Source organism: Pleionea sp. CnH1-48, assembly GCF_024124665.1.
Lineage (GTDB): Bacteria > Pseudomonadota > Gammaproteobacteria > Enterobacterales > Kangiellaceae > JAMXSB01.
The window spans coordinates 513,561-535,144 of the sequence record NZ_JAMXSB010000001.1 but is presented as its reverse complement, the minus strand read 5'-3'; the positions used below and the strand labels follow the sequence as shown (position 1 = coordinate 535,144).

The 21,584-nt window shown below is 42.9% G+C and carries 18 protein-coding genes; 12 read left to right on the top strand and 6 right to left on the bottom strand.

The genetic code is table 11. From position 1 onward, the window contains the following. Nucleotides 1–240 precede the first annotated feature (240 nt). The 6 genes from NH399_RS02375 (at nucleotide 241) to NH399_RS02350 (ending at nucleotide 9,627) form a co-directional block, all read left to right on the top strand. A complete protein-coding gene (locus tag NH399_RS02375) occupies nucleotides 241–1,377 on the top strand; it encodes a hypothetical protein (RefSeq protein WP_253036814.1) in 1,137 nt (378 codons plus the stop codon). Nucleotides 1,378–1,914: 537 nt separating this feature from the next. Next, a complete protein-coding gene (locus NH399_RS02370; protein ID WP_253036813.1) occupies nucleotides 1,915–5,187 on the top strand; it encodes a hypothetical protein in 3,273 nt (1,090 codons plus the stop codon). Between the two features lie 90 nt (nucleotides 5,188–5,277). Further along, nucleotides 5,278–5,769: a prolyl-tRNA synthetase associated domain-containing protein gene (locus tag NH399_RS02365; RefSeq protein ID WP_253036812.1), complete on the top strand. Its 492-nt coding sequence runs from the start codon at nucleotides 5,278–5,280 to the stop codon at nucleotides 5,767–5,769. Between the two features lie 119 nt (nucleotides 5,770–5,888). After that, nucleotides 5,889–6,803: a recombination-associated protein RdgC gene (locus tag NH399_RS02360; RefSeq protein ID WP_253036811.1), complete on the top strand. Its 915-nt coding sequence runs from the start codon at nucleotides 5,889–5,891 to the stop codon at nucleotides 6,801–6,803. A gap of 395 nt (nucleotides 6,804–7,198) precedes the next feature. Further along, nucleotides 7,199–8,518, top strand: coding sequence for an NTP/NDP exchange transporter (locus tag NH399_RS02355; RefSeq protein WP_253036810.1), 1,320 nt, complete (start codon nucleotides 7,199–7,201; stop codon nucleotides 8,516–8,518). Further along, nucleotides 8,518–9,627: an SDR family oxidoreductase gene (locus tag NH399_RS02350; protein ID WP_253036809.1), complete on the top strand. Its 1,110-nt coding sequence runs from the start codon at nucleotides 8,518–8,520 to the stop codon at nucleotides 9,625–9,627. Before NH399_RS02355 ends, NH399_RS02350 begins: the two co-directional genes overlap by 1 nt. On the opposite strand, the gene NH399_RS02345 is transcribed toward NH399_RS02350, so the two are convergent. After that, nucleotides 9,624–10,559: an aldo/keto reductase gene (locus tag NH399_RS02345; protein ID WP_253036808.1), complete on the bottom strand. Its 936-nt coding sequence runs from the start codon at nucleotides 10,557–10,559 to the stop codon at nucleotides 9,624–9,626. The genes NH399_RS02350 and NH399_RS02345 overlap by 4 nt on opposite strands. 244 nt (nucleotides 10,560–10,803) lie before the next feature. Between NH399_RS02345 and NH399_RS02340 the strand changes: the two genes are divergently transcribed. Together NH399_RS02340 and NH399_RS02335 are read left to right on the top strand one after the other, a co-directional pair. Further along, nucleotides 10,804–11,328 carry a hypothetical protein gene (locus NH399_RS02340; RefSeq protein WP_253036807.1) on the top strand — a complete coding sequence of 175 codons (525 nt, stop codon included), beginning with the start codon at nucleotides 10,804–10,806 and terminating at the stop codon, nucleotides 11,326–11,328. Next, a complete protein-coding gene (locus NH399_RS02335) occupies nucleotides 11,322–11,750 on the top strand; it encodes a carcinine hydrolase/isopenicillin-N N-acyltransferase family protein (RefSeq protein WP_253036806.1) in 429 nt (142 codons plus the stop codon). The genes NH399_RS02340 and NH399_RS02335 overlap by 7 nt, the downstream gene beginning before the upstream one ends. A 52-nt stretch (nucleotides 11,751–11,802) precedes the next feature. On the opposite strand, the gene NH399_RS02330 is transcribed toward NH399_RS02335, so the two are convergent. Next, a complete protein-coding gene (locus tag NH399_RS02330) occupies nucleotides 11,803–12,258 on the bottom strand; it encodes an MAPEG family protein (protein WP_253036805.1) in 456 nt (151 codons plus the stop codon). A gap of 416 nt (nucleotides 12,259–12,674) precedes the next feature. Further along, nucleotides 12,675–13,877, bottom strand: a complete 1,203-nt coding sequence (locus tag NH399_RS02325; protein ID WP_253036804.1) for a Bcr/CflA family efflux MFS transporter — start codon at nucleotides 13,875–13,877, stop codon at nucleotides 12,675–12,677. Nucleotides 13,878–14,004: 127 nt separating this feature from the next. Here NH399_RS02325 and NH399_RS02320 point away from each other — a divergent pair, with 127 nt between their 5' ends. The 3 genes from NH399_RS02320 to NH399_RS02310 are packed head-to-tail and all read left to right on the top strand — an operon-like array spanning nucleotide 14,005 to nucleotide 16,077. Continuing rightward, nucleotides 14,005–14,898 carry a LysR family transcriptional regulator gene (locus tag NH399_RS02320; RefSeq protein ID WP_253036803.1) on the top strand — a complete coding sequence of 298 codons (894 nt, stop codon included), beginning with the start codon at nucleotides 14,005–14,007 and terminating at the stop codon, nucleotides 14,896–14,898. A gap of 10 nt (nucleotides 14,899–14,908) precedes the next feature. Further along, nucleotides 14,909–15,460: a hypothetical protein gene (locus tag NH399_RS02315; RefSeq protein ID WP_253036802.1), complete on the top strand. Its 552-nt coding sequence runs from the start codon at nucleotides 14,909–14,911 to the stop codon at nucleotides 15,458–15,460. 59 nt (nucleotides 15,461–15,519) lie between these two features. Continuing rightward, nucleotides 15,520–16,077: a DUF1415 domain-containing protein gene (locus NH399_RS02310; RefSeq protein WP_253036801.1), complete on the top strand. Its 558-nt coding sequence runs from the start codon at nucleotides 15,520–15,522 to the stop codon at nucleotides 16,075–16,077. A gap of 49 nt (nucleotides 16,078–16,126) precedes the next feature. Here the strand turns inward: NH399_RS02310 and NH399_RS02305 are convergent, their stop codons facing one another. The 3 genes from NH399_RS02305 to NH399_RS02295 form a co-directional block, all read right to left on the bottom strand. Next, the gene (locus NH399_RS02305; protein WP_253036800.1) at nucleotides 16,127–17,101 is read right to left on the bottom strand and encodes a sensor domain-containing diguanylate cyclase; all 975 of its coding nucleotides are present in this window, start codon (nucleotides 17,099–17,101) and stop codon (nucleotides 16,127–16,129) included. 256 nt (nucleotides 17,102–17,357) lie between these two features. Further along, nucleotides 17,358–18,194 (bottom strand): S1 RNA-binding domain-containing protein, encoded by an 837-nt coding sequence (locus NH399_RS02300; protein WP_253036799.1) that lies wholly within the window; start codon nucleotides 18,192–18,194, stop codon nucleotides 17,358–17,360. Between the two features lie 122 nt (nucleotides 18,195–18,316). Continuing rightward, entirely contained in the window at nucleotides 18,317–20,656 is a 2,340-nt protein-coding gene (locus NH399_RS02295) for a lipopolysaccharide assembly protein LapB (protein ID WP_253036798.1), read from the bottom strand. Nucleotides 20,657–20,898: 242 nt separating this feature from the next. Between NH399_RS02295 and NH399_RS02290 the strand changes: the two genes are divergently transcribed. Then, nucleotides 20,899–21,390 carry a nuclear transport factor 2 family protein gene (locus tag NH399_RS02290; RefSeq protein ID WP_253036797.1) on the top strand — a complete coding sequence of 164 codons (492 nt, stop codon included), beginning with the start codon at nucleotides 20,899–20,901 and terminating at the stop codon, nucleotides 21,388–21,390. Nucleotides 21,391–21,584: the final 194 nt, after the last annotated feature.

The window sequence follows — 21,584 nt, the reverse complement described above, 5'->3', positions numbered from 1 at the left end:
ATAAAATTAATTAAACTCATGTTGTTCTCTCTTAGTAAACTGCCTAAAAGACTACTTTTAGAGATACTAAGGGTCAACCTACTGTATCTGCTCAATTTGCGATACAAAGGTGAGCGAGCGTTGATCTCATTCCTCCCTCTCTCTCTAAAATTAGCCTGCTAGCTAGCATTAGCGCGTAGTCAGCCAATGGATACTAAGAGCTGACTATAGGAATTAACAACTAATGGATACGTTGTAATAATGAGAAAACTAATAATAGCAGTCGCCTTCCTTTTCACTTCTTTCACATTCGCTTTGGAAAAGCCATTAAATAAAGCTTGCGTTGGCTGTACGGAAGAACAAGTCACCTCTCTATTCAAGCAATACCTAAAGCAGCAATACACAGGCTTAGGGTGTACCTATGTGAATAACACATGCAGTGACGACGGTGGCGTGGTCTATGCTGAACTGTGGCTTGTTTATACTGGAGATGGTTTTGATAAGGGCTTCAAGCTTTCAGGGAGTATTGACTCTTATGGCTCGCCGTCGGTAATAAAAGCATGGGCCTTGAGTGCTTCTGATGTAGATGTAATAAGACGCATAGACATGGTTATCGTGGCGGGTAATGAATTCATAGAGGCACTAATTAACAATCCTCATAACCAACCACCAGCAGAAAAAGAATCAACAAACTCCTCAAGCTGCAACCCTAATAAGGACCATGTATTCGATTACTTCAATGGCAATGCCACGCAAAAAGTAAATAGACACATGTGGGATAAAGCCGAGGAATATAGCGATAAACTTGAAGTGGCGAATGCTAGTGTCGGTGTTCAGGTATTTGGTACAAACGCCAGTGCAAATCTTGGTCTGGGGAACACTGGAAGTCTCATGAGATATCCCTTCTATTACGGAGGACGCTTATCTTTTTCTATGATACGAGACAGACAAACAGGTGTAGTCACTCCTACAATTAGTTTTGGACACAGTAGGGCATTCGCAGGCGATACGTTAATTAATTATTTTAAATCTGATGGCAAAGGCGGTGTTCAGCCTGAAACTTTAGGCAATAAAGAATTTCCAAACGAGTGTGTAGAAAAGAAGTATGAAGAAGCAGTGAAAGAGATGGGGTGGGAAATTAAAGATACTGGCAAGCAGAGCTGGCATCGTGAAATAGGCAGTAATGGTCAATGTGGTTATGTTGGTCACGGCGTTGACGGATACACTTACCGCTATCAGACTTACGTTTTTAAGTGCAGAAAAGAAGATGGCGAGAATATCTGCGGCAGAATCTACACGAACCATACGCACACAGTAAAGTTCCCTACTGCTCTTCAGCATAGAGAACCCCGTTGTGGTAATGTATTTCCTCAGCAATTTGGGATAAATGTTCCATAGCACCCGCTTTAGCTTTGTTATCCCCAATTCTAAGGCCTTGTTATCGTTTTTGGTAACAGGGCTTTTTTTGTGCCTCTTAAACATTCGCTCACTTGTAATATAAGTTGCTGCGCTAATGTGCAATGGCTTTGCAGCGCATGTCTTGAGACACCCCTTCCTTCGCTTGTTACTCAACAAAGGTTTTGAATAAAGGTTGAAAGAGATAGGGCTTTAGATGCCGTTTGGCCACTGCCATTCACATGAAGAATGCCGTCATCGGTATTGAAAAAGGCAAATTAGGGTAGGGGTATCTAGATAGTGCTAAATAATGGTATGTATATAAGTAGTGCTCTCGTCAAAAATACCCCAAAAGGCTTAACCCATCGAGTTGCCTTTGTTACACTTGCTGCCGACAATTCATATAATGGATACACAGTCGCAGTAGATAACGGCGTTTAGAGGGAACTTCTATTAGCTGTCAGGAATCATTACGTTGTATATATCCGTCGCCTTGCGAAGTGCTGTGGTGTTTGCTGAGTTTGATCGATACTTATACCTATGAAACCTTATGAACTGAAATTTTCGAATAAACATAATCATCCCAAAAGAGCGAAGTCACTGTTAGAGTCTCGCCTTAAATGGCTGTCGGGTTTTCCGGTTACGGCTGATCATCAAGAGTGGTGGTTTTGTCCTCATCAAGGAGAACTTGAGCAACCTTTAGCCGATATTGACCGTAATGTGTTAGCGGCGACTCAGCGGGCGATAAACACCTTGAAGGGAGAGTACCCTGAAGCTTTACAGCGTCTGGTCGGAGACATAGACGAGTGGGAACAACGTCTGAGCCTATTGTTAGAAGACATTAAAGCTTGTGTTCATCAATCGATGGCGCCTGGCGAGTTTCCTGAGCATTGGCACGATATTTTTTCTGCCAGCCAAGTGCGTCGTATTCAAGAGATTAATAACCACTGCCGCAATGGATCTGAGTATGCCAGTGCTTTGGCCTGGTGGGCGATGACCGATCCAGACAGTGCCGATGATTTGATTCAATGCTATAACGATATTGCTCCTTACTTACATATTTTTACCGGAGCTGATATCACGATTGGCTTTCAGTTATGGCTACTCTACAAAGACTTAGGCAAGCGAATACAGCCCTTGCTCGACTTACTGGATCCTGAGCAGGATATTTTATCGCTTAAAGTTGCTGGCGGAGTAGAGTTTATTGCTTTCTATAAGGATTTTGCTAATCGAGACGCTAGCTATCCGCAAGAGCCTCCTTTTAAATATGCTCAATTTGTTTATCTGCTGATCAAAACGTTGGTGGCATCTAGTCGATCCAGCCAGAAAAAGATTTTAATGCTGCTTAATGCGCTACAGCTGAACAAACTGACGGATGAATGGCAACTCTGGTGGCAAAACGTTGAGCAAAAAATTGTCCCTCTTAATGAGAGATTATTGCAAGAACACCTGGAAGGAATGGAACAAGAACGTGTTCTCCATGTACTCAACGGTTTTATTAAGCGCTGTCCAGACAATCTTTATCCTAAGCCTTTAATGGATGCCATCCTGCATATTGTTGAGCAGGATCAGGCCTTTGTTCGTACGACGATTCGTTGCATGGAGTCGGCTGATCGCCCTTGTTGTCCGTTATCGCCTTTGTTAATGCTCATTAGTGTTTTTCAGTTGTCGCAATGGAGCCCCAAAAACACGGCGAAATATTTGCCCTTGTTGGCGGAGCATTTTGAGCACTGCCAGCGAAGTGAAGACTTTTATTTGTGGCGCCACTCTGGGCATTCGGATCATTATGCAACTGTTGATTATCAACTGATCAATGAGCTCAATAACTACGCCTTGATTGAGAGCTTTTTTGATTGTTTGCGACGTATTAATCAACTCCGTGGGCCAGTATGGGAAACTATCTCTCGTTGGTTTTTAATGGAGTTGCTGCAAACTGGCTACAGTGCTCAACAAGTGGCCGAGCTCGTTGCTTATGCATTGGCTCATAAAAAGGAAAACATTCATTTCTTTAGAGGTGAGCTGTATGTGATCAAGCAGCTTTACGACAACGATTGTCAACGTTTCTATCAACTTAAAGATAAACTCGATGAGTTAGCGATAGAAGAAACTCAACCTCTTTGGGAAGAAGTCATTGAGCATTTTGCTTCAAAAAAACAATTATCGTTTCTTACCGATACTATTTTGTCGAATGATTCAAATCTGTTATTTGATGCGATTGAATGGTTTGCGCTCACACGTAACCTTAATGCCGAAGCAAAGTTACCGTTACTAAGAGAGGTCGAGGTAGAGCAAAGTCATGATCATGAACATCTACCACCGAGAATTCGTTGCAAAGTGGAAGAAATTCTAACGCTGGATGCTGCCGCCAAGCGTAATATCTACAGTTTGCTGAATAAACATTATCCTGATAAAACAGCTATTGTCAGAGAAGCTAGAGCAATTGATGAGCGTCTTAAATCCTTGTCTGACCAAGATGGTGCTCATCTGAAAAAACGACGAGAATCACTCGAGCGGCGCTTAAAAGAAGATGCTAAAGTATCTCCTCAACGATTAAATATATTGCTCATAAAACTCGACAAGTTGAAGCAGCATAAGTTGATCGAAGCCTTGAAAAAGGATATTCATGAACAATTCTTTACAACACTTCGTCAACAGTTTAGTGATGATTTTATTGCACACTGGGAAAACCGATACGATGTTTTAAAGCTGATAGCTTCACTGGGTAAGCTGAGTCGATCGTGTCAAAAGCTGGCGATTGAATTGCTTGAGCGTCGGCTCACCGAACAACCCTGGGATCTGCGTGACCTGCCTCAGAATCAGACGTTTTTACATCGTATGACAGAGAAAGGGCTTAATACGGATTACTGGTTAAATGGTAACGAGCTCTATGAGTATCAAACCGATGAAGGTGAGTTTATTCGTTTGAAGATCGAACAAGATCCACTTGAGGTCTTCAACATGGGCAGCTACTTTAACACCTGCTTAAGTCCTGGTGCGATGAACTTCTTCTCCGTATTTGCCAATGCCGCAGATGTGAACAAACAAGTGATTTTTGCTCGAGGCAGTAATAACCGAGTGATTGGGCGAGTTTTAATAGCACTCAATAAAGAAGGTGGTCTACTTAATTATTTTTACTACAGTCACCATGCTAAGTACGATTTCATGTTACATGCCAACGAATTTATTGATCAAATTGCTCAAAAGTTAAATACCATTCGGGTTGATCACGGGCAAGTTGAATGTTTACAGGCATCTCACTGGTACGATGATGGACCTGCGCAAATTGACCTTCAATTTCCTGCTCTGATTGCAGAGTCTGATTTTCGGAGAGATATTCTGACCGTCGAGTTGGTTCATTTTGAAGCCTTGATTAATAATGCATTGGCTCCTTGGGGATTAACCGAGTTAACACTGCCCTTGATCGTTTCGCTGCCCGAACTAGAGCAACGGCCAGAATTGGTACAGGTTTTGGCCCGGGTAATGGCGCAAACGGCTCATTTACCTCGAGACACCTACATCAAAATGATTCGTCTGGCGCTACAGGCACAGTGTATGTCCAGTGTGTATCGCTTATTAAGCCGCTCTGTTGAAAAAATTATTATTCAGGAATTAGAGTACGGGCAGTATCATAGCGATGATTTATTGTTGCCTTTTACTCGGCAGATGCCGCAAAAAATGCTTAACTTTTTACGCAAGACACGTCATCGAAAAGTTAAAAGCATGGAAGAGGAACCGCAAATTCGACGTCATATTGCCGCTGTGGCTTACCATTCGATGGGGCGTCTTAAATCTGCTGAAAAGTTGATGAGTTGATTGCGCAAGCTCTATTTTTCACTGTTAAAAAACGGTATGCTTAAAAATAAAACTGTCTGCGAGTTTAAAGCAAAAATGCAAGATACCCTATTGAGTTTTTTACGACATCATGAGTTACCGTTCGAGTACTATGAACATCCGCCGCTGGCAACCTGCCAGGATGCTGACAAGCTAAATCTCGAACGCAGTGGTGCGCGGTTAAAAAACTTGTTCTTGCGTGATAACTATGGCCGTCGTCATTTTTTGTTGATCACCTCGCCTGAGAAAAAAGTCGATTTAAAAGCTTTGTCTAGGCAACTGAGTATCTCTCGCATTGGATTTGCGTCAGCAGAACGTCTGCATAAGTATTTAGGCATTCAGCCTGGCTGCGTCTCTTTGTTAGCTTTGTTTAACGATCAGGAGTCAGCGGTTGAGTTTTGGATTGATCGTGATATTTGGCAAGCGGATGCTTATCAGTGTCACCCACTGGTTAACACGGCAACGGTGGTGTTAGGTAAAGAGGATGTTCTTAAGTTCTTGCAATTGACAGGACATGATTATCAACTTGTTGATGTGCCTCAAGTTTGTGAGCCAGCTGTATAATTATTGCTCTAAAAAGTCGTCAGAATCCAACGGATGACACAGAAATAATGATAGCAATCGGAGTGCAAATCTCGCATAATACGCGGCCTTTTTTAAGTCAAAAGCAAGGTTAAAAGGCTATGTCGTTGTGGTTTCGTAACTTACACATTTACCGTTTTGTTGACGGGTTCTCATTGTCACAGGAAGCGTTAGAAGAAAAGCTCGCGAACCATCGATTTCAATCTTGTGCCCGTCAGGCCAAAGAAAGCATTGGCTGGATTTCGCCCCTGCATCGTCATTTTGATGAATTGACTTATGAAGCTCATGGTTGTTTGCTGCTCTGCATGCGCAAAGAAGAAAAAGTGATTCCTGCCAGTGCTGTTAATGAAGCGCTGGAAGAACGCGTTGCTGAAGTCGAAGAACAACAGGGCAGACAGGTATTCAAAAAAGAAAAGCAGCAGTTAAAAGAAGACATTTTGGCCTTAATGTTGCCCAAAGCTTTTACCCGTGCAACTCACTGTTTCGCCTATATCGATACTAAAAACGGTTTTTTGATTGTTAATGCTGGCAGTAATTCTTTGGCCGATACTTTTATCAGCTTATTGATTGAGTCGGTGGGGCAGCTAGGTGCCGCCAAAATCGCTGGCGATGAAAATCCTGCGACCATCATGAACCTCTGGTTGAAAGACGAACTGCCCGAAGGTTGGAGTTTAACTGGCGAGTATGAATTAAAAGATCCTGCTGATGAGCGAGTCGCCCGTTTTCGTGACAACGAGGCTGAGAATTTGGTCATTGGTGATTTGTTGGATGATGGTTACTGGGTTAACAAGTTAGGCATTCAGTATCAAGACGAATTGAAAGCCGTTATCCAGCATGATTTGCAGATCAAGAGTGTTAAGTTTGATGATGAGCTCGTTAAGGAAAATGAAGACATTGATTCAGAAGATAAGATGGCTCGCTGGGATGCCGATTTTGTCTTAATGACGCGAACCTTGGCTGGGTTTGTTGAAGCATTACTGGCTGAGTTTCAGGTGGGTGATACTGTTGAAGCCTAAGGGCTTCTTCCATCTAGTTACTTCCGGTAGTCGTCGTTGTAACAAGAAGTGATTGTGTTAACACACTGGTTTGTAACATATTCTTATTGCTCATGGATGAGTTGAGTTAATCATATTTTATATCATATCGACAAGAGATTATCTGAAGTTCGAAATGGTTTCTCAAAGTGACTTATCTATTGCCAAACTCGGTGCGATAGAAAACTAAGATGAGTTGAAGGATTCAATGAGTCGAAACCAGCATCATTACTAATTGATTGCTATTCTTAATCATCCGATACATTGCTCGATGGCATTGAGCATAAAAGAAACATTCTTTTACATTCATCAGTTTACACTTTGTATTCAGGAGGTTTATGGTTAAAGAAATAAACCTAGCCTGATATAGAATAATAATGGTGCCTCGCAATATCTTAAAACCTCTATTTGAGTTAGATGATAAAGAGCTAAAATTGGTTCTGTTGTCGGCACTCTATTTTTTTCTGGTTCTATGCTCTTATTATATTTTGCGTCCAGTGAGAGAGGAGATGGGCGTTGCGGCAGGCGTAAAAAACTTGCCGTGGCTGTTTATGGTCACTTTGTTAGTCATGTTAATCGCTGCGCCACTTTTAGGGGCGCTGGTAAGCCGGTTTCGTCGTCGTGTCTTTTTGCCTTTCGCTTATCACTTTTTTGCCGCTAACTTACTGTTGTTTTTCTTTGCTTTAACTTATCTCCCTGCTTCTTATGATATTACAGTTGGCCGGGTCTTTTACGTTTGGATCAGCGTTTTTAATCTGTTTATCGTGTCTTTATTCTGGGGTTTTATGGCCGATGGCTTTGGTTTGGAGCAAAGCAAACGTCTATTTCCTATGATTGCCATTGGAGGCACACTAGGAGCTCTTTTAGGCGCGACAATTACTCAACAGTTGATAGGTGTTTTTGATAAGTCACAGCTTATTATTATTTCTATTATTTTTTTAGAGTGTGCTGTGCTTGTCGTTGTCATGCTCGATAAGCGATTTGATATTCGCGATGATAAAAAGCCAGAAGTCATACAAAGTAACAGAACAAGAACGAGTGTTCTGGCATGGTTTGAAGGCATTAAAGATGCATGTACATCGCCTTATCTGTTGGCTATCGCTGGTTATTTATTTTGTTATACATTGACGTCTACTTTCCTCTATTTCGAACAAGCAGAAATAGTTTCTCAGTTCAGCAGTGATCGTACTGAAAGAACAAAAGTGTTTGCTACGATTGATCAGTGGGTCAATGGATTAACCTTGTTTTTTCAGCTGTTTGTTTCAGGACACTTAATTAAACGAGTGGGCATAGCGGTGATATTAGTTGCTATGCCTGTTCTTATTTTATCTGGCTTTGTTGCTTTAGCTCTTGTGCCTTCATTAACGGTTTTGATGGCCTTCCAGGTGTTGCGACGGTCAACCAATTACGGTTTGTTTAAACCCGCACGAGAAACCTTGTTTACCATTTTGGAAACACAACAAAAGTATAAAGCGAAAAGCTTTATCGATACCTTCGTTTATCGAGGAGGGGATGCTTTGGGTGCCAGTGGTTACAAATTGTTGCAGGTGTTTGCTTCGGGAATCGGTGCGGTGACTGTTGTCATATTTTTTGTCTCGATTTTTTGGGGCGGTCTGGGTTGGTTTTTAGGTAAAAAGCAACAGTCGGTAGCGCGAGAAAATAACAATATTCAACATCCGATGGTAGGAGAAACATAATGCAAAGACGTCAGTTGATTCAGATGATGGCAGCAACGGGGGCAGCGAGTATGGCCTATCCATTGATTGCTAAGCCTAAGGCAAAGACCAAGCCTTTAAATATTTTATTTTTAGGTGGTACCGGTTTTTTGGGGCCACACACAGTTCGCTATGCGATGAGTCAAGGTCATAAAGTTACCTTATTTAATCGCGGAAAAACCAATCCGCATTTGTTTCCTGAATTAGAGAAAATTAAGGGTGATCGACTGACCGATGACGTTAAGCAACTTAAAGGACGTCGTTGGGATGCTGTTATTGATACTTCTGCATACTATCCTCGTGCTGTTAACAATGTGATGGCAGCAATCAAAGGAAATGTTGGCCAGTACGCGTTAATTTCAACCATTTCTGTTTACAAGCAATGGGATAAGCCCGGCATGGACGAATCTGCTCCTGTCGGTACTATCGAAGATGAAACCACGGAGAAAGTGACTGGCCAAAGCTACGGCCCACTAAAAGCACTTTGTGAGCAAGCAGCAGAAGCAGCCATGCCGGGTCACGTGACTAATATACGTCCGGGATTGATTGTAGGGCCGGGTGATAAAACTGACCGTTTTACCTATTGGCCTGCGCGCGTTGCCCGTGGCGGACAAATTCTGGCACCCGGCGATGGGAATAGTTTTATACAGTTTATTGATGTGCGTGATCTGGGACGCTGGATTGTGTATTGCCTGGAGAAGAAAGTCGTTGGAGTTTATAACGCACAAAGTGCGGCACGGCATCACACGATGGGGGGGTTGTTGAATACGTGCGTTAAGGTGTTAAATCCGAAGGCACAGCTGGTGTGGGTTCCCAATGACTTTTTGCAGCAACATGAAGTTCAGCCCTGGTCAGAAATGCCTGTGTGGATGCCTTCTGTGGGAGACTATGCCGGAGCAGGCACCATGAGTTCGGCTAAAGCCATCGCCAACGGGCTAACAGAAACACCGCTTAAAGATACTTTGTTGGCTACACAAAAATGGTTCACCGGATTACCTGCCGAACGCCAGCAGAAGTTACGGGCGGGCATTAAGGCCGACAAAGAAACTAAAGTTATTAAGGCATGGTTAGCAAATAAAAAGGCCAGTTAGAGTTTTGCAAACCATTGTTGCATTCGTTGCCGTGTTTTTTGATCGGGGAGTTTGCCTCGGCAAGCTCCCATGTTATCAAGCATGTGTTTGACTTTTGATGTTGCAGGAATAGCACAAGTAACCGCAGGGTGCGACACGATAAATTTAAGGAAAAACTGGCCCCAGCTGTGACAATCAAACTCTTTTGCCCATTGGGGTAGGGACTGTCCTTTCACTTTACGAAACAGTTGTCCTTTTTCGTAGGGCTTATTAATGATGACCGCCATATTGTTATCTAATGCTAGTGGTAACAGGCGTTTCTCAGCTTCGCGAACTTGAATGTTGTAATTTAACTGCACGAAGTCCAGAGGTTCCGCTCGCATCACAGCCTCAAAGTCATCATATTGAGGAAGAAACGAGGTGGTAATACCCAGGTAGCGAATTTTTCCCTGCTCTTTCCATTCTCGCAATGTCTTGATATGCGTTTTCCAATCTTTCAGATTGTGGATCTGCATTAAATCCATTTGTTTCACTCCCATGCGTTTAAAAGATCGCTGCATTTGGGCGATGCCTTGGTCCTTGCCATGGGTCCATACTTTTGTTGCCGCAAACATTGGCTTGTGGCCTGGCAATGTAGCCATCAACTCGCCAATTCGACTTTCTGACTGGCCGTACATAGGTGAAGAGTCGACCAGGCGGCCATGATACTTAAAGAAAGCCGCGAGCACTTTCTTGAGGTTAAGGAGTTGTTTATCGTCATCATACACATCGAAAGTTTGATAAGAACCCATACCTATGACTGGCAGAGATTCACCACTCGAAGGTATGCTGCGAGTAATAATTGCATGGGTCTCTGGTGATAGCGCATGAAGGGGAGTCGTTGTTGCCAGCGCGAGTAATGCTGCTTTGTTTAACAGTTGGCGGCGATTAAGCAAATGATGATTATCCTTCATGGGGAGAGCCTCTTGATGATGAGATCGATATCAAGCTTATGAAGGAATAGAGGGATGTTCAAGTTAGGCATGGAGGAATAGGATGAACAGAAGCGAAATCAGGCTTATTGACTCAAAAAGGTATCCATAAAGGGTAATCAACGAAAGTTCGACAAGATTTAATATCACGTTATAATGCATTTTCATTTTCGCTCATAAAGAAAGGATTTCTTTGCCGAGCACTATATATAAGGAATTTACTATTATGATTTCTACGATGACTATCGACTTAAGCACTCAACCTGATATGAGATGGAATCTGACACCACAGGATAAAGCTGACTTAAATACGCTGCTGGATGATTACTTGCAGGATTTGTCTGTTGACGATTCTCTGCTGGATTTAATTCAGGCGGAGTACATTCAAAATGTTCCGCAAGAATACCGGACTGAGATCGAGGCTTTGGCTGATATTGCTCAGCGCCCTTTGGTTGAGTTGGTGGTGGCCAATCTTTATTACGATCTGGTGAAGTTGGTTTTGGGGTGTACTGCCTTTGTTGCGGCAACGCCATCAGGGCCTATTCATGGCCGCAACCTTGACTGGTTTTCTAATCAGAGGCGTTTGTCGCGTACTACACGACAACTCAACTTTATCAATAATCCTGCGGGTGATTTTTCTATTGTTGGCTGGCCTGGAGCTATTGGTGCCTTGTCAGGTATTGCTTATGGACGATTCAGTATTACTTTGAATGCTGTCGCCAGTGACGAAAGCTGCCCGTTGCTTTGTTGATTCGCCATGTATTGCAGTATGCTCGAGACTATGAACAAGCCATTGAGTGGTTGTCGCAAACGGATATTCCATGTGACTGTTTGTTATTGGTGTGTGGTGTTAACAATGAGCAGATGCTTGTTATTGAAAGAACGCCCAAAAAATATGCTTTGCGACCGGGTGTTAATGGACGGCTAGCAGTAACTAATGATTATCGGATCATGAAAGCAAAAAGTGAGGTGGATGAAACTAATGTAATTGCATCGACTTCTTGTTGGCGCTACCGCAGGATAACATCATTACTTGAGCGAGAAATACCTATGACGGCTGAGCAATGTTTCCGGTATTTATCTGATGAAAAGGTCATTATGCAGATCACCGAACAGCAAATGGTTTTTCAGCCAGCAACGGACTTTTTGGAGGTTCGAAAAATCAGTATATAGTTAGGAGAAAGTGATAACCTTTTATGATTAAAAGGTTATCACTAGTTATCTGTTAGTTGATCAATGCTGCGCTGTTAAAAAATTGCAGCAATAGCTGAACCAACAAGATCCCCCAGAAAAACATCAGTGCAAATACGCTTCGGACAAATATTTTTAAACGCTTTTTAACATGATTGTTTGTGCAGTGAATATAGCTGTGAAAACAACGCAGCACCACATAAAGCCAGGCAAAGGCGACTAAAAGAAAGGATTGAACATTCAATGTCAGAGCCAATATGACACCAGCATAAAATAGCACGGGAGTTTCAAATAGGTTTGTTAGGTTTCTTGATACCTGACGGATATCATCTGGCTCTGCATCTCCACGATAAACAGAATAGAAAGTGGTATCTAATGTTCCTGCTTGAGCGGCTTTAAAACGTTTTCTAGCCAGTGTAATGAGAACAACAAATGTCAGGAACACCATGACAAAAAGGGGGAGGGCGAGCAATAATTGAGCTAAAGTCATAATTTTTATCTCTGTTGTTTTTATTGGGCCGAGGGTATCACGTTGGCGAAAGCCTGAGTAGTCCCCGTTGTGTCTAATATGCCACCTTGCTTTTTATTTAGATTCATCAAATTCAAAAGAAATAATCAATGAAGGCGAGACTGTCCCAAAAGTCGTGTATTTAATAAGTCGATTTGAAGTGAGAGATTTTCTGTAGATGGAGCACAATATAAAAGAGTCTGCTGGATACTGAGGGAGATTATCAAGGTTGATGAAAGACCAACAGGCCCTAATGATTGATAAGCTGAAGTAATCGTGTGCCAAGGATGGCGAATACTTTAGCTCGCCATCTTTAGTATGAAGTGGATGAGCCTCTATTGAGAGTTGTGACCCAGCAGGGATAGATGCTGCTGGGTGTGCCTGCTTGATTTAACCCGTTATCCTTCTTTAGTCAGAACATTTTTAGAGCCAGGGTAGAGTCCGTGGATCAACAATACAAGAATAATACAGCCTGTAATCAAGACGGTAAAAGGGATGAGTGTTCCATCAAAGCTAACTGAGAGTAATGGGCCTGCTAAAGCTCCCATACCGAAGCGTAAAATGCCTATCGTGGAAGTTGCTGCTCCGGCGGCTTTGTCGGTACTCATTAGAACCAGAGCATCACTATTAACATTAATTAGACCAAGACTGCCGATTAACAAACCTAACGCTGCGACAAACCAATAAAAGCTTGTTAAAACCACAACACTCATTACTAACAAGAGTGTGGCAATACTGGCGACGGTAATGCCTATCTTTACCATCTTGACGGCGCCAAAGCGACTTACCTGACGTGTGTTAAAGAAGTTTGCCAGCATCAGGCAGCCAACATTCGCAGCAAATAAAATACTAAAGGTGCTTTGATCCACACCAAAAAACTTTAAGTAGATAAATGAAACACTGGTGATGTAACCAAAGAAAATTACAGCGGTTAAAGCGACAGTTAATAGCTCTTTTCGGATGGCGCGATTACGTAAAATCTCAAAGTAGCCTTGCCATAGTTGCTTGACGTCTGGTTGGCTATTCGGTTGAGTTGACTCGGGTAAAAAACACCACGCAAGAATCAGAATAACGATGCCGTAGCCAGTCAGGCTATAAAAAATAATGGGCCACGAAGAGAGAGTCAGCAAGAAGCTTCCTAAGGCGGGAGCCAACATCGGAGCCACCATCATAATCATGCTGACATAAGAGATGCCTTTGGAGGTTTCTTTTCCGAATGCATCTTTAATGGTTCCCATAACGGTAATCGTTGCTGCGGTACCAGTAAATGCCTGTGCGAAGCGTAATAAAGTAAATTCGTTGATGTTGGTCGATTGGGCGAGTAAGGCGCTGAACACGGTGAAGCAAAAGAGGCCGCCCAGAGCCAATTTTCGCCGCCCTAAAATATCCGTCAGTGGGCCAAATAATAACATTCCACCTGCATAGCCCATCAAATAGATACTCAGTGTTGCTTGCACGTCGGTAATTGACGTATTCAGCTGCTCCGCTATTTGTGGAAAGGCAGGTAAATACAAGTCAATAGACAAAGGGATCAGCGCTACCATGGCAGCGAGAATAGGCAGTAACAATGCTAATGGAATGGTTGTGGACGACCGACTCACGTCGTTATTCCTCACAAAAAGTAAAAGATTAGGCTAAGGATCCTTAGTGTAATTTAAGTTTAGGTATGTGTATAATGAATAGTGTGAATATTTATTATTCTAAAAATTCATAGTCATCTGAGAGCTTATGATGAATTCTTCTCACAAAGACCTAAACCTACTGCCCGCACTCAAAGTGCTACTCGAAGAAAAGCATGTAAGTCGTGCTGCAACCCGCCTTAACATGACTCAATCTGCCATGAGTCGTGTGTTGGCCAGATTGCGAGAGCAGTTTGAAGATGCCTTGCTGGTTAGAGTGGGGGGGCACTATGAACTTACACCTAAAGCCATGGATATGTTGCCGCAGTTAAATCAGGTTTTATTTGAAGCCAGACAGCTATGGCAGCCTGATGTTTTTGAGCCCGAGACCTATGAGCAGCGGGTTACCATTGCGGGAACGGATATGGATGTCACACTCATGACAGAGGGGATTAAGGTGATTCAAAAGCAGGCGCCGGGGATTACCTTTTCCATTCAAGCCAGCACATTGCAGGTATTAGACACTTTGGTGAGTGGTGAAGTCGATTTTGCTATTTGTATTGATGATGAGCGGGCGGGATTGCATCGAAAACAAATATTAAGTGAAGACTTTGTTGCTGTGGTCGATCCTTCATCTGGCTTAACTCAGTCGACCTTCGATTTAGAGAGCTTTCTTAGTTATCCTCATGGACTACTTAATTTTGCTGAGCAAATGCAAACCACGGTAGATCGTGTTTTGGCTAATATGGGTAAGTCGCGGCAAATACGTTTGTATGTGCCGACCTTTGCTCAAATGCCGGCCTTTCTATCGGGATCTTCATTAATCTTTACAATGCCACGGACTTTTGCTGAGTACCTGCAAAAGACGGCGGCCATCACAATATTAGAGTTGCCCATTGAGATCCCGCGGTTTGAGCTGTATCTTTATTGGCATGAACGACAACATAAATCTGCATCTTATCGCTGGATTCGGCAACATCTGATCCAGCATTCTATTGGCTGAGTTTTCGACTATGTTAAAGCTGATTAAATTTTCACTACAACTGCTGGCTTTTGTGCTTATTTTTGGCGGCGGCGTTTGGTATGCCAACAAAGAGGGCTATCTGGGAGAAGGTCCTGGTATGGCCATCGAAATGATAACCGGTAAAAAAGAGCCTGAGGCACTGGTCACTTACTATCAATGGAATGATGCTCGCGGTCAGTTAAAGATCAGTGAAGTTCCACCAACAGGAGGTGAGTCTTACATTACCTTTGAGGCGCCAGCCAATCTGCATGTCACTCAACCGGTAGAACGAGCCAGTGGCAAATCGACCGAGAATCAGAATTTTCAAGTGCATAGTTTTGATGGCCGCGACCGGAGCACAAGCCGTGTGGCTTTGGTAAATAATGAGAGCAACCCACATTGCCGCTGGTTAATTAATCGAATGTATGAGTTAGATGCCGAAGCTCATTCCAGCAAAAAACGCCGCAAGTATTTGTGCAAAGAGTTTGACTCTCAGCTCAGTGAGTTCAAAAAAAGCAATTGCAAAAGCAAAGTGTCGCAAATTGAAGTGACGACATGCTGAGTCATCTGTTTTATTATACTACCTGTTTACCTCGATATTACTGAACCGTTTTTATTCTAATGACCATCAACCCATCGCAAATTATTTCAGAAACACAACACTGGCTGATGAGTGTTGTTGTCGATCTTAACTTTTGTCCTTTTGCACGACCTGAAGTCGAGAATGATCGTATTCGCTATCAAGTTGATACTCATTCGAGTATGGCTGATCAACTTAATAGTTTGCAGCAAGAGTTTGAGTTATTAGATAAACAAACCAGTATCGAAACGACATTATTAATCTATCCAGAACACTTCTTTTTGTTTCATGAGTTTTGGGCGTTTGTGGAACGGTGTGAGCAGTGGTTGGAGCAACATGAATATGAAGGCACATATCAGTTAGCACATTTTCATCCTGAGTATGTGTTTGCCGACTCCGATGAGCAGGATGCTGCAAATTATACCAACCGTTCGCCTTATCCTATGATTCACATTTTACGAGAAGCCAGCATAGAAAATGTGTTGCAAGGCGTTAAGTCGCCGGAGAAGATCCCACAAAGAAATATTACTCATGCTCGACGCTTAGGCCGAGAACAGATGGCTGAGTTATTGAAAGCCTGTTACAAAAAGTCGCCTTAGTTTGTGCTGCTCTATTCGTTAATAAAGTAAGTCGAGATTTTAGTGATACTCAGGATGCTTGTTGTTTTTTGCTCTTCTTGTGGTGGTACATGTTTTCGTCTGCGTAATGAAGCACTTGAGAAAAGTTCAGTTCTTCTTGGTCGAGGCACATGGAGCCAAAGCTAAAGTCAATGTTTGGCAGCTCTTTGGCACTTAACTGTTGATGCAAATGCTTTTTTAAACGCTGGGTAATGACACTGACATCGGAAGCTTCATCAATAGCAATAAGAGCGCAAAACTCATCTCCGCCTAAGCGTCCAACAATATCACTGCCACGAAACGTTTCTAACATCGAATCTGCGAATTGACAGAGTACTTTATCGCCGATGGAGTGGCTGTATTGATCATTCAATTGTTTAAAGTTATCAATATCAAGATACAGAAGATTGAGTTCCTGCTTCATGCGCTTAGCGAGCAAGATACGCTGTTCTGCAAGCATCGAAAAACCTCTTCGGTTATAGAGGGTGGTGAGGTCATCGGTCAGTGCAAGTTGCTTTAATTTTTCATAAGCGCCCAGAATTTCCAGGTCAGATTCCAAAATATCTTTGAGTTGGCGAATAAGTTTTAAGTAAGACTCTTGATAGTCGGTCTCTTTATAGTCCATCACACAAAAGGTGCCAAAGGGCTTACCATCTGGCCAATAGACTGGTACACCCAGATAAGAAACAAAGCCATCATTATGAACTTCTGGATTGGTATCCCAGCAAGGATCGATAGGGGCATTTTTAACATAGAGTTCTTGGCGAGTTTCGACGATTTTGCGACAGAAAATGTTAACATCTGGCTCTATGATGATGCCAGCGGGATAAGGATTGCTTTCTTGATCGCTAGAAATGGTAACTTGATAGCCCATCGGAGTATGCTGAACAAGAAAACCTGCGGGGGCGTGAAAGAGCTCGGCCAGAAGGTCAACGGTCTGTTGCCATTTTTGAAGAGAGACAAGCGAATTATTATTTTCCAGAAGCCATTGCTCCGAATCTAACATAAAAACTCCTTCTTTTTGCCCCAGTGTATTAAAAAAGGCTTTGATATACTACTTATTTCATGTTTCTCGGTTTATGAGCCTTTTGGCGATTATGCTATTAATTTACCCTACTATTGTAGATGGTAATCTTTGTTCTGGTTATATATCAGTACAAAAAAGAATAGTTTTTAAAGGATATAAGAGGAGATTATTAAAGTAGGTTATAAAGACGAAGGCTTTAATAAAATCCTCTTATGAGGCATGGGTGCGGCAGGCGTTAGTTATCTTCCAGCAAGATGCGATCTGGCATAATGGATATTTTGCGTTCTTTGTATAACTGCCCGAGAGCGGCTTTGTACTTCTTTTTGCTGACACCAAAAATTTTGCTAATCAGTTCTGGAGCGCTCTTATCTGTAATGGTTATCACGCCGTCCTGTTCTTGCAACATAGCCAAAATTTTATCGGTTAGCTCAGCCTTACCTTCTGCTCCTGTCTTTTGCAAGCTCAGGTCCAGTTTGCCATCCGGACGTTGACGCTTAATGTAACCAGTGACTCGAGTTCCATATTTGGGGCGTGTCGGCAAGTCTTGCTTGTGGATGACTCCCCAACAGCAGTTATCAACAATCGCTTTGATTCCCAGATCGGTCTGGTTAGCGATGATCAGGTCGACACTGTCACCTGTCTTGTAGCGGGGAGGTTCCTCTTTAAGATGCTTCTCAATTTTTGCTGTCGCAACAACACGTTTATCACGTGCATTTTCGTGAATGTAAACCAGGCACTTCTGGCCCTCTTTAACGGGAGCTATTTGCTCTTTGAAAGGCAGCAAGATGTCTTTGGGTACTCCCCAGTTAAGAAAGGCGCCTACCGAAGTTACTGACTCAACGGTTAGAGCGGCAAACTCTCCAACATAAGCTAATGGCTTTTTGGTTGTGGCAACCACTTCGTTGTCGACATTTTGATAGACAAACACTTCGATTTCCTGGCCGGGCTCACAGTCTTTAGGAGCAAGGTGGGCAGGTAAAACGATTTCACCATAGTCTTTTCCGTCAAGGTAAAGACCAAAAGGCATAGGCTTAATCACTTTTAATCGATTGAGTCGACCCAGTTTTAACATGTAGAAATTCTCGCAGTGGTGTTATTGCAAAGGATCATAACACTAAATCACCAGCGGCTGTTGATCTTTGATGGGTGGTCGCTGCCAACTTTCTTATTTGTTCAATCAAAGAGCAACAGCCCTTAGTAAGCTGGACTGTTTTCAGACAATCTTTGTTGCAAGGTTAAAGCAAAAGATTCTCCTGCCTGACGATACTCTCTGGCGATGCCGTGTTTTTCGATGTGTTTGGCCAACTGTTCTAAACGTTGGCGAGAAGGGCCTTCTTGACGTGTGTTTAACGACTCAACCCCCTGTTCTAAAAAGTAGGTATAGCGGGCATCCGCCGTTGAATCAATTTTTATCGAGTCTTCAAGTAGCTGAAAAGCCTTATCGCGGGAGGTTTCGCCTTGCTCCATATAAATTTGTGCCAGTAGAAATAACACGCCTGCATCTTCTGGCAGCTGCTCAAGAATGGCAATGGCTTTGTCTTGCTGGTAGTAAGGAGCGCCCGAATAGAGCTTGGCAAGCAAGTAGTTGGCTTTAGAGTGAGTGGGTTGCAAAGCCAGTGCTCGTTCAAGGCAGCGTCTGGCTTCTAGTACCCAGTTTGCTTTGCGGAAAGAGCGCTGATGCTTAATGTAAAAAGACGCCAGATTGACATAAGGATCAATATAGTTGGGTGGCATATGAATGCTAATAGACCACGCAAGGTAGCGTTCTGAATCGACAAGATTGCCACGTAAATAATAAGTTCGGCCTAACGCATTTTGGGCTATACAGTGTGCTTGTCCCAATGCTTCAAGGCATTCTGATTTTGCTTCACGAAACGCGTTCCACAGAAACTTCTCGTTGGACTCAATGATTTTGAGAGATTCTTCAAGCTGGTTAACATGCTGTTTTGAAAATCGATGAATTTCTTGATTCACACAATGAGCTAAAGCTTGTACTGCCTTTGCCAAATATAAGGTACTGTTGGCTTGAGGTGAGGTTTCTGCAATGGGAGTTAAGTGAGCTATAAAGCGTTGAGTGTTACGCAATGATCCTGATAAGCGATTCACCGATTTGGACTCAAGTGCACGCAATGTCATTGACATTAGCCAGTTGTAGATGACTACCCAGAACAGTGGTAACTCATCGTCATCTATCTGGTTGGCAATAGCTGTAAACGTGTTGTCTTCATCATTGGGATACACTACTTCTCGGCGATAAAGTCGATAAATAAATTCGAATTGGTCGGCGGCTTCGCCAAAGCGGCGTAATGACGCATAAATACTGGCCAGGCGAAAACGCGCCAGGTGATTGGCTGGGTCCAGCCTGATCGCCGATTGCAAAGTCTGCACTGCTTGATTTAATAACACCAAGCGGTTCTGGGATTCCTGCGCTTGTTCAAGCAGTACTTTTGATTCAAGGTAGGCATGCAAACTGCGCCAGTTGTCCGTATAACTTTTGGTGGCTACCGACAGTGCCATCTGGGCGCTGATTTGTCGAATAACACTGGCTCTGGCACCATCACCAGATGCTTTGGCCTGAAAACGTTTAACCTCTGTGCTGGTGCGTTGTTCTACCCACATAAAAGTATGTTCGCTGTCCTGACTTAAGGCGCCAACAAACTCTGTTTTATCTTTACGTTCAAAAAAGGTCGACAGTAATAAAAATAATTGCTTGGGACTAAAACTAAAAGGGCCCAGCTTGACGGGCGTGTTGTCGAGAATATCAATGGTTTGTGTGAGTACTGTTGAGTCCGAGCGATCGGTAATCATTCCAGAATCATCCAGCTCAATGGCGCGATTGATGGTATCTGACGTATAGGTATCCGAAAGTAACGAGTGAAATTCCTGAATAAATTGGTCAGCCAACTTTTGTTCAGCGTCGTTGTGATTATCAGAAAGATCTTTAAGGTTTAATAAAACGGTTTTTTTGACAGGATTAAATCGTCTTACCAGAAAGGTGAGTATGAAAAAAAATGCCAGCCAGAGTATCCAGTTAAGGTAAGGTTTGAAGCTGGTGACTATCATGTTCCAAAGATAGGTGCCTGGACTGGACTTTAGATGATCCGACTCGGCTTTTTGCAGGGCTTCCTTTTTGGCTGTGAAATAATAGTAAGTCAGTGGGCTTTGCAGATGGTCATTTTGTTTGAGTGCAATATCAATGAGCGCAATGGCTTGTTGATAGTTGTGCTTTCGCTCATGCAGTTTAATGGACTCATTCAGCTCATAAGCTTTAATCAAAGGGGCCAGATAAAGCGCTTTGCTTTTTTCGTCTACATCTATTTTTTGCAGCTGTTCTATCGCGACAATAAAATTGCCCTGTTCTAGTGCCTGAGTGACCTGAGGGCTGTACACCTGACGAATAAAAGAAAAGTTCCGATCAGTGGAGACCTTTTCGGGCAAAGGGGCTGGAGGAGGAGACTCTGCTAGAGAACCTGTACTTACCAGACTTACTGTTAACAGGAGTACATAGTTCCATCGAATGATTAGTGCAAACATTGCTACATCCATGAGTGTGTCGGTATCACGAACCGACTCGGTTAAAACGGCTATTTGAGTTGAGCTTTGTCAATGTTATTGTGAATCAATTTTCTTGCTGGCTCAATCATTTAGCGTGACGAGGCTGTGTTCTTTTAGCTTTTGCTGTTAGGTATTTGTTGGTGAGATATTTGTGTGATTAATAAAGGTGATAAATGAAAAGTATGCGAAGGATAACAAAAGGTAGCTCGGTGAAAAGGCGTTTGAAAAGCGCGTTCATTGGTATGTGTGGGCTCTGTGTATCGGCTATGGCTATGGCCGATAGCCCAAAAGAGGTTGAGCAAGTATTAGACACCTTACATTCCTCTGCAGCTAAAGCAGATGGTCATTTGTACTTCTCGTTGTTTTCTAAAGACGCGGTTTTTATTGGGACGGATGCCTCCGAGCGGTGGAGTTTGGCGGCTTTTCGTTCTTTTGCCAAACCTTGGTTTGATCAAGGCAAAGGTTGGACCTACCACGTGACTCAACGGCACGTCTATTTGTCTTCTGACGGCAATGTTGCCTGGTTTGATGAAATGCTGAGTAATCAGAGCTATGGACAAACTCGAGGTACGGGGGTTCTGTTACAGGAACAAGGGCAATGGAAAATTATCCAATATCATTTAACCATCCCAGTTCCTAATGAAATTGCAAAAGATGTGGTCAAATCCATTCGTGCTCATCAACAAAAAAAGTCTCAGGTGAACAATAAGTAACCATATTGCTGGCTGTGCTGCTATTTTATACGGACTCTCGGTTTCACATTTAGCCGGATGAGGTATAATTCGCCAGCATTTGCCAGCGGAGCAAAGCGTTTTACCCAAGGTGTTTCGAAATGCAGCCAATCCCCTGCATTTTGAAAGGCGACTGGGGTTACCTGTTTAATACATATCATTGTTTGGACTCAATA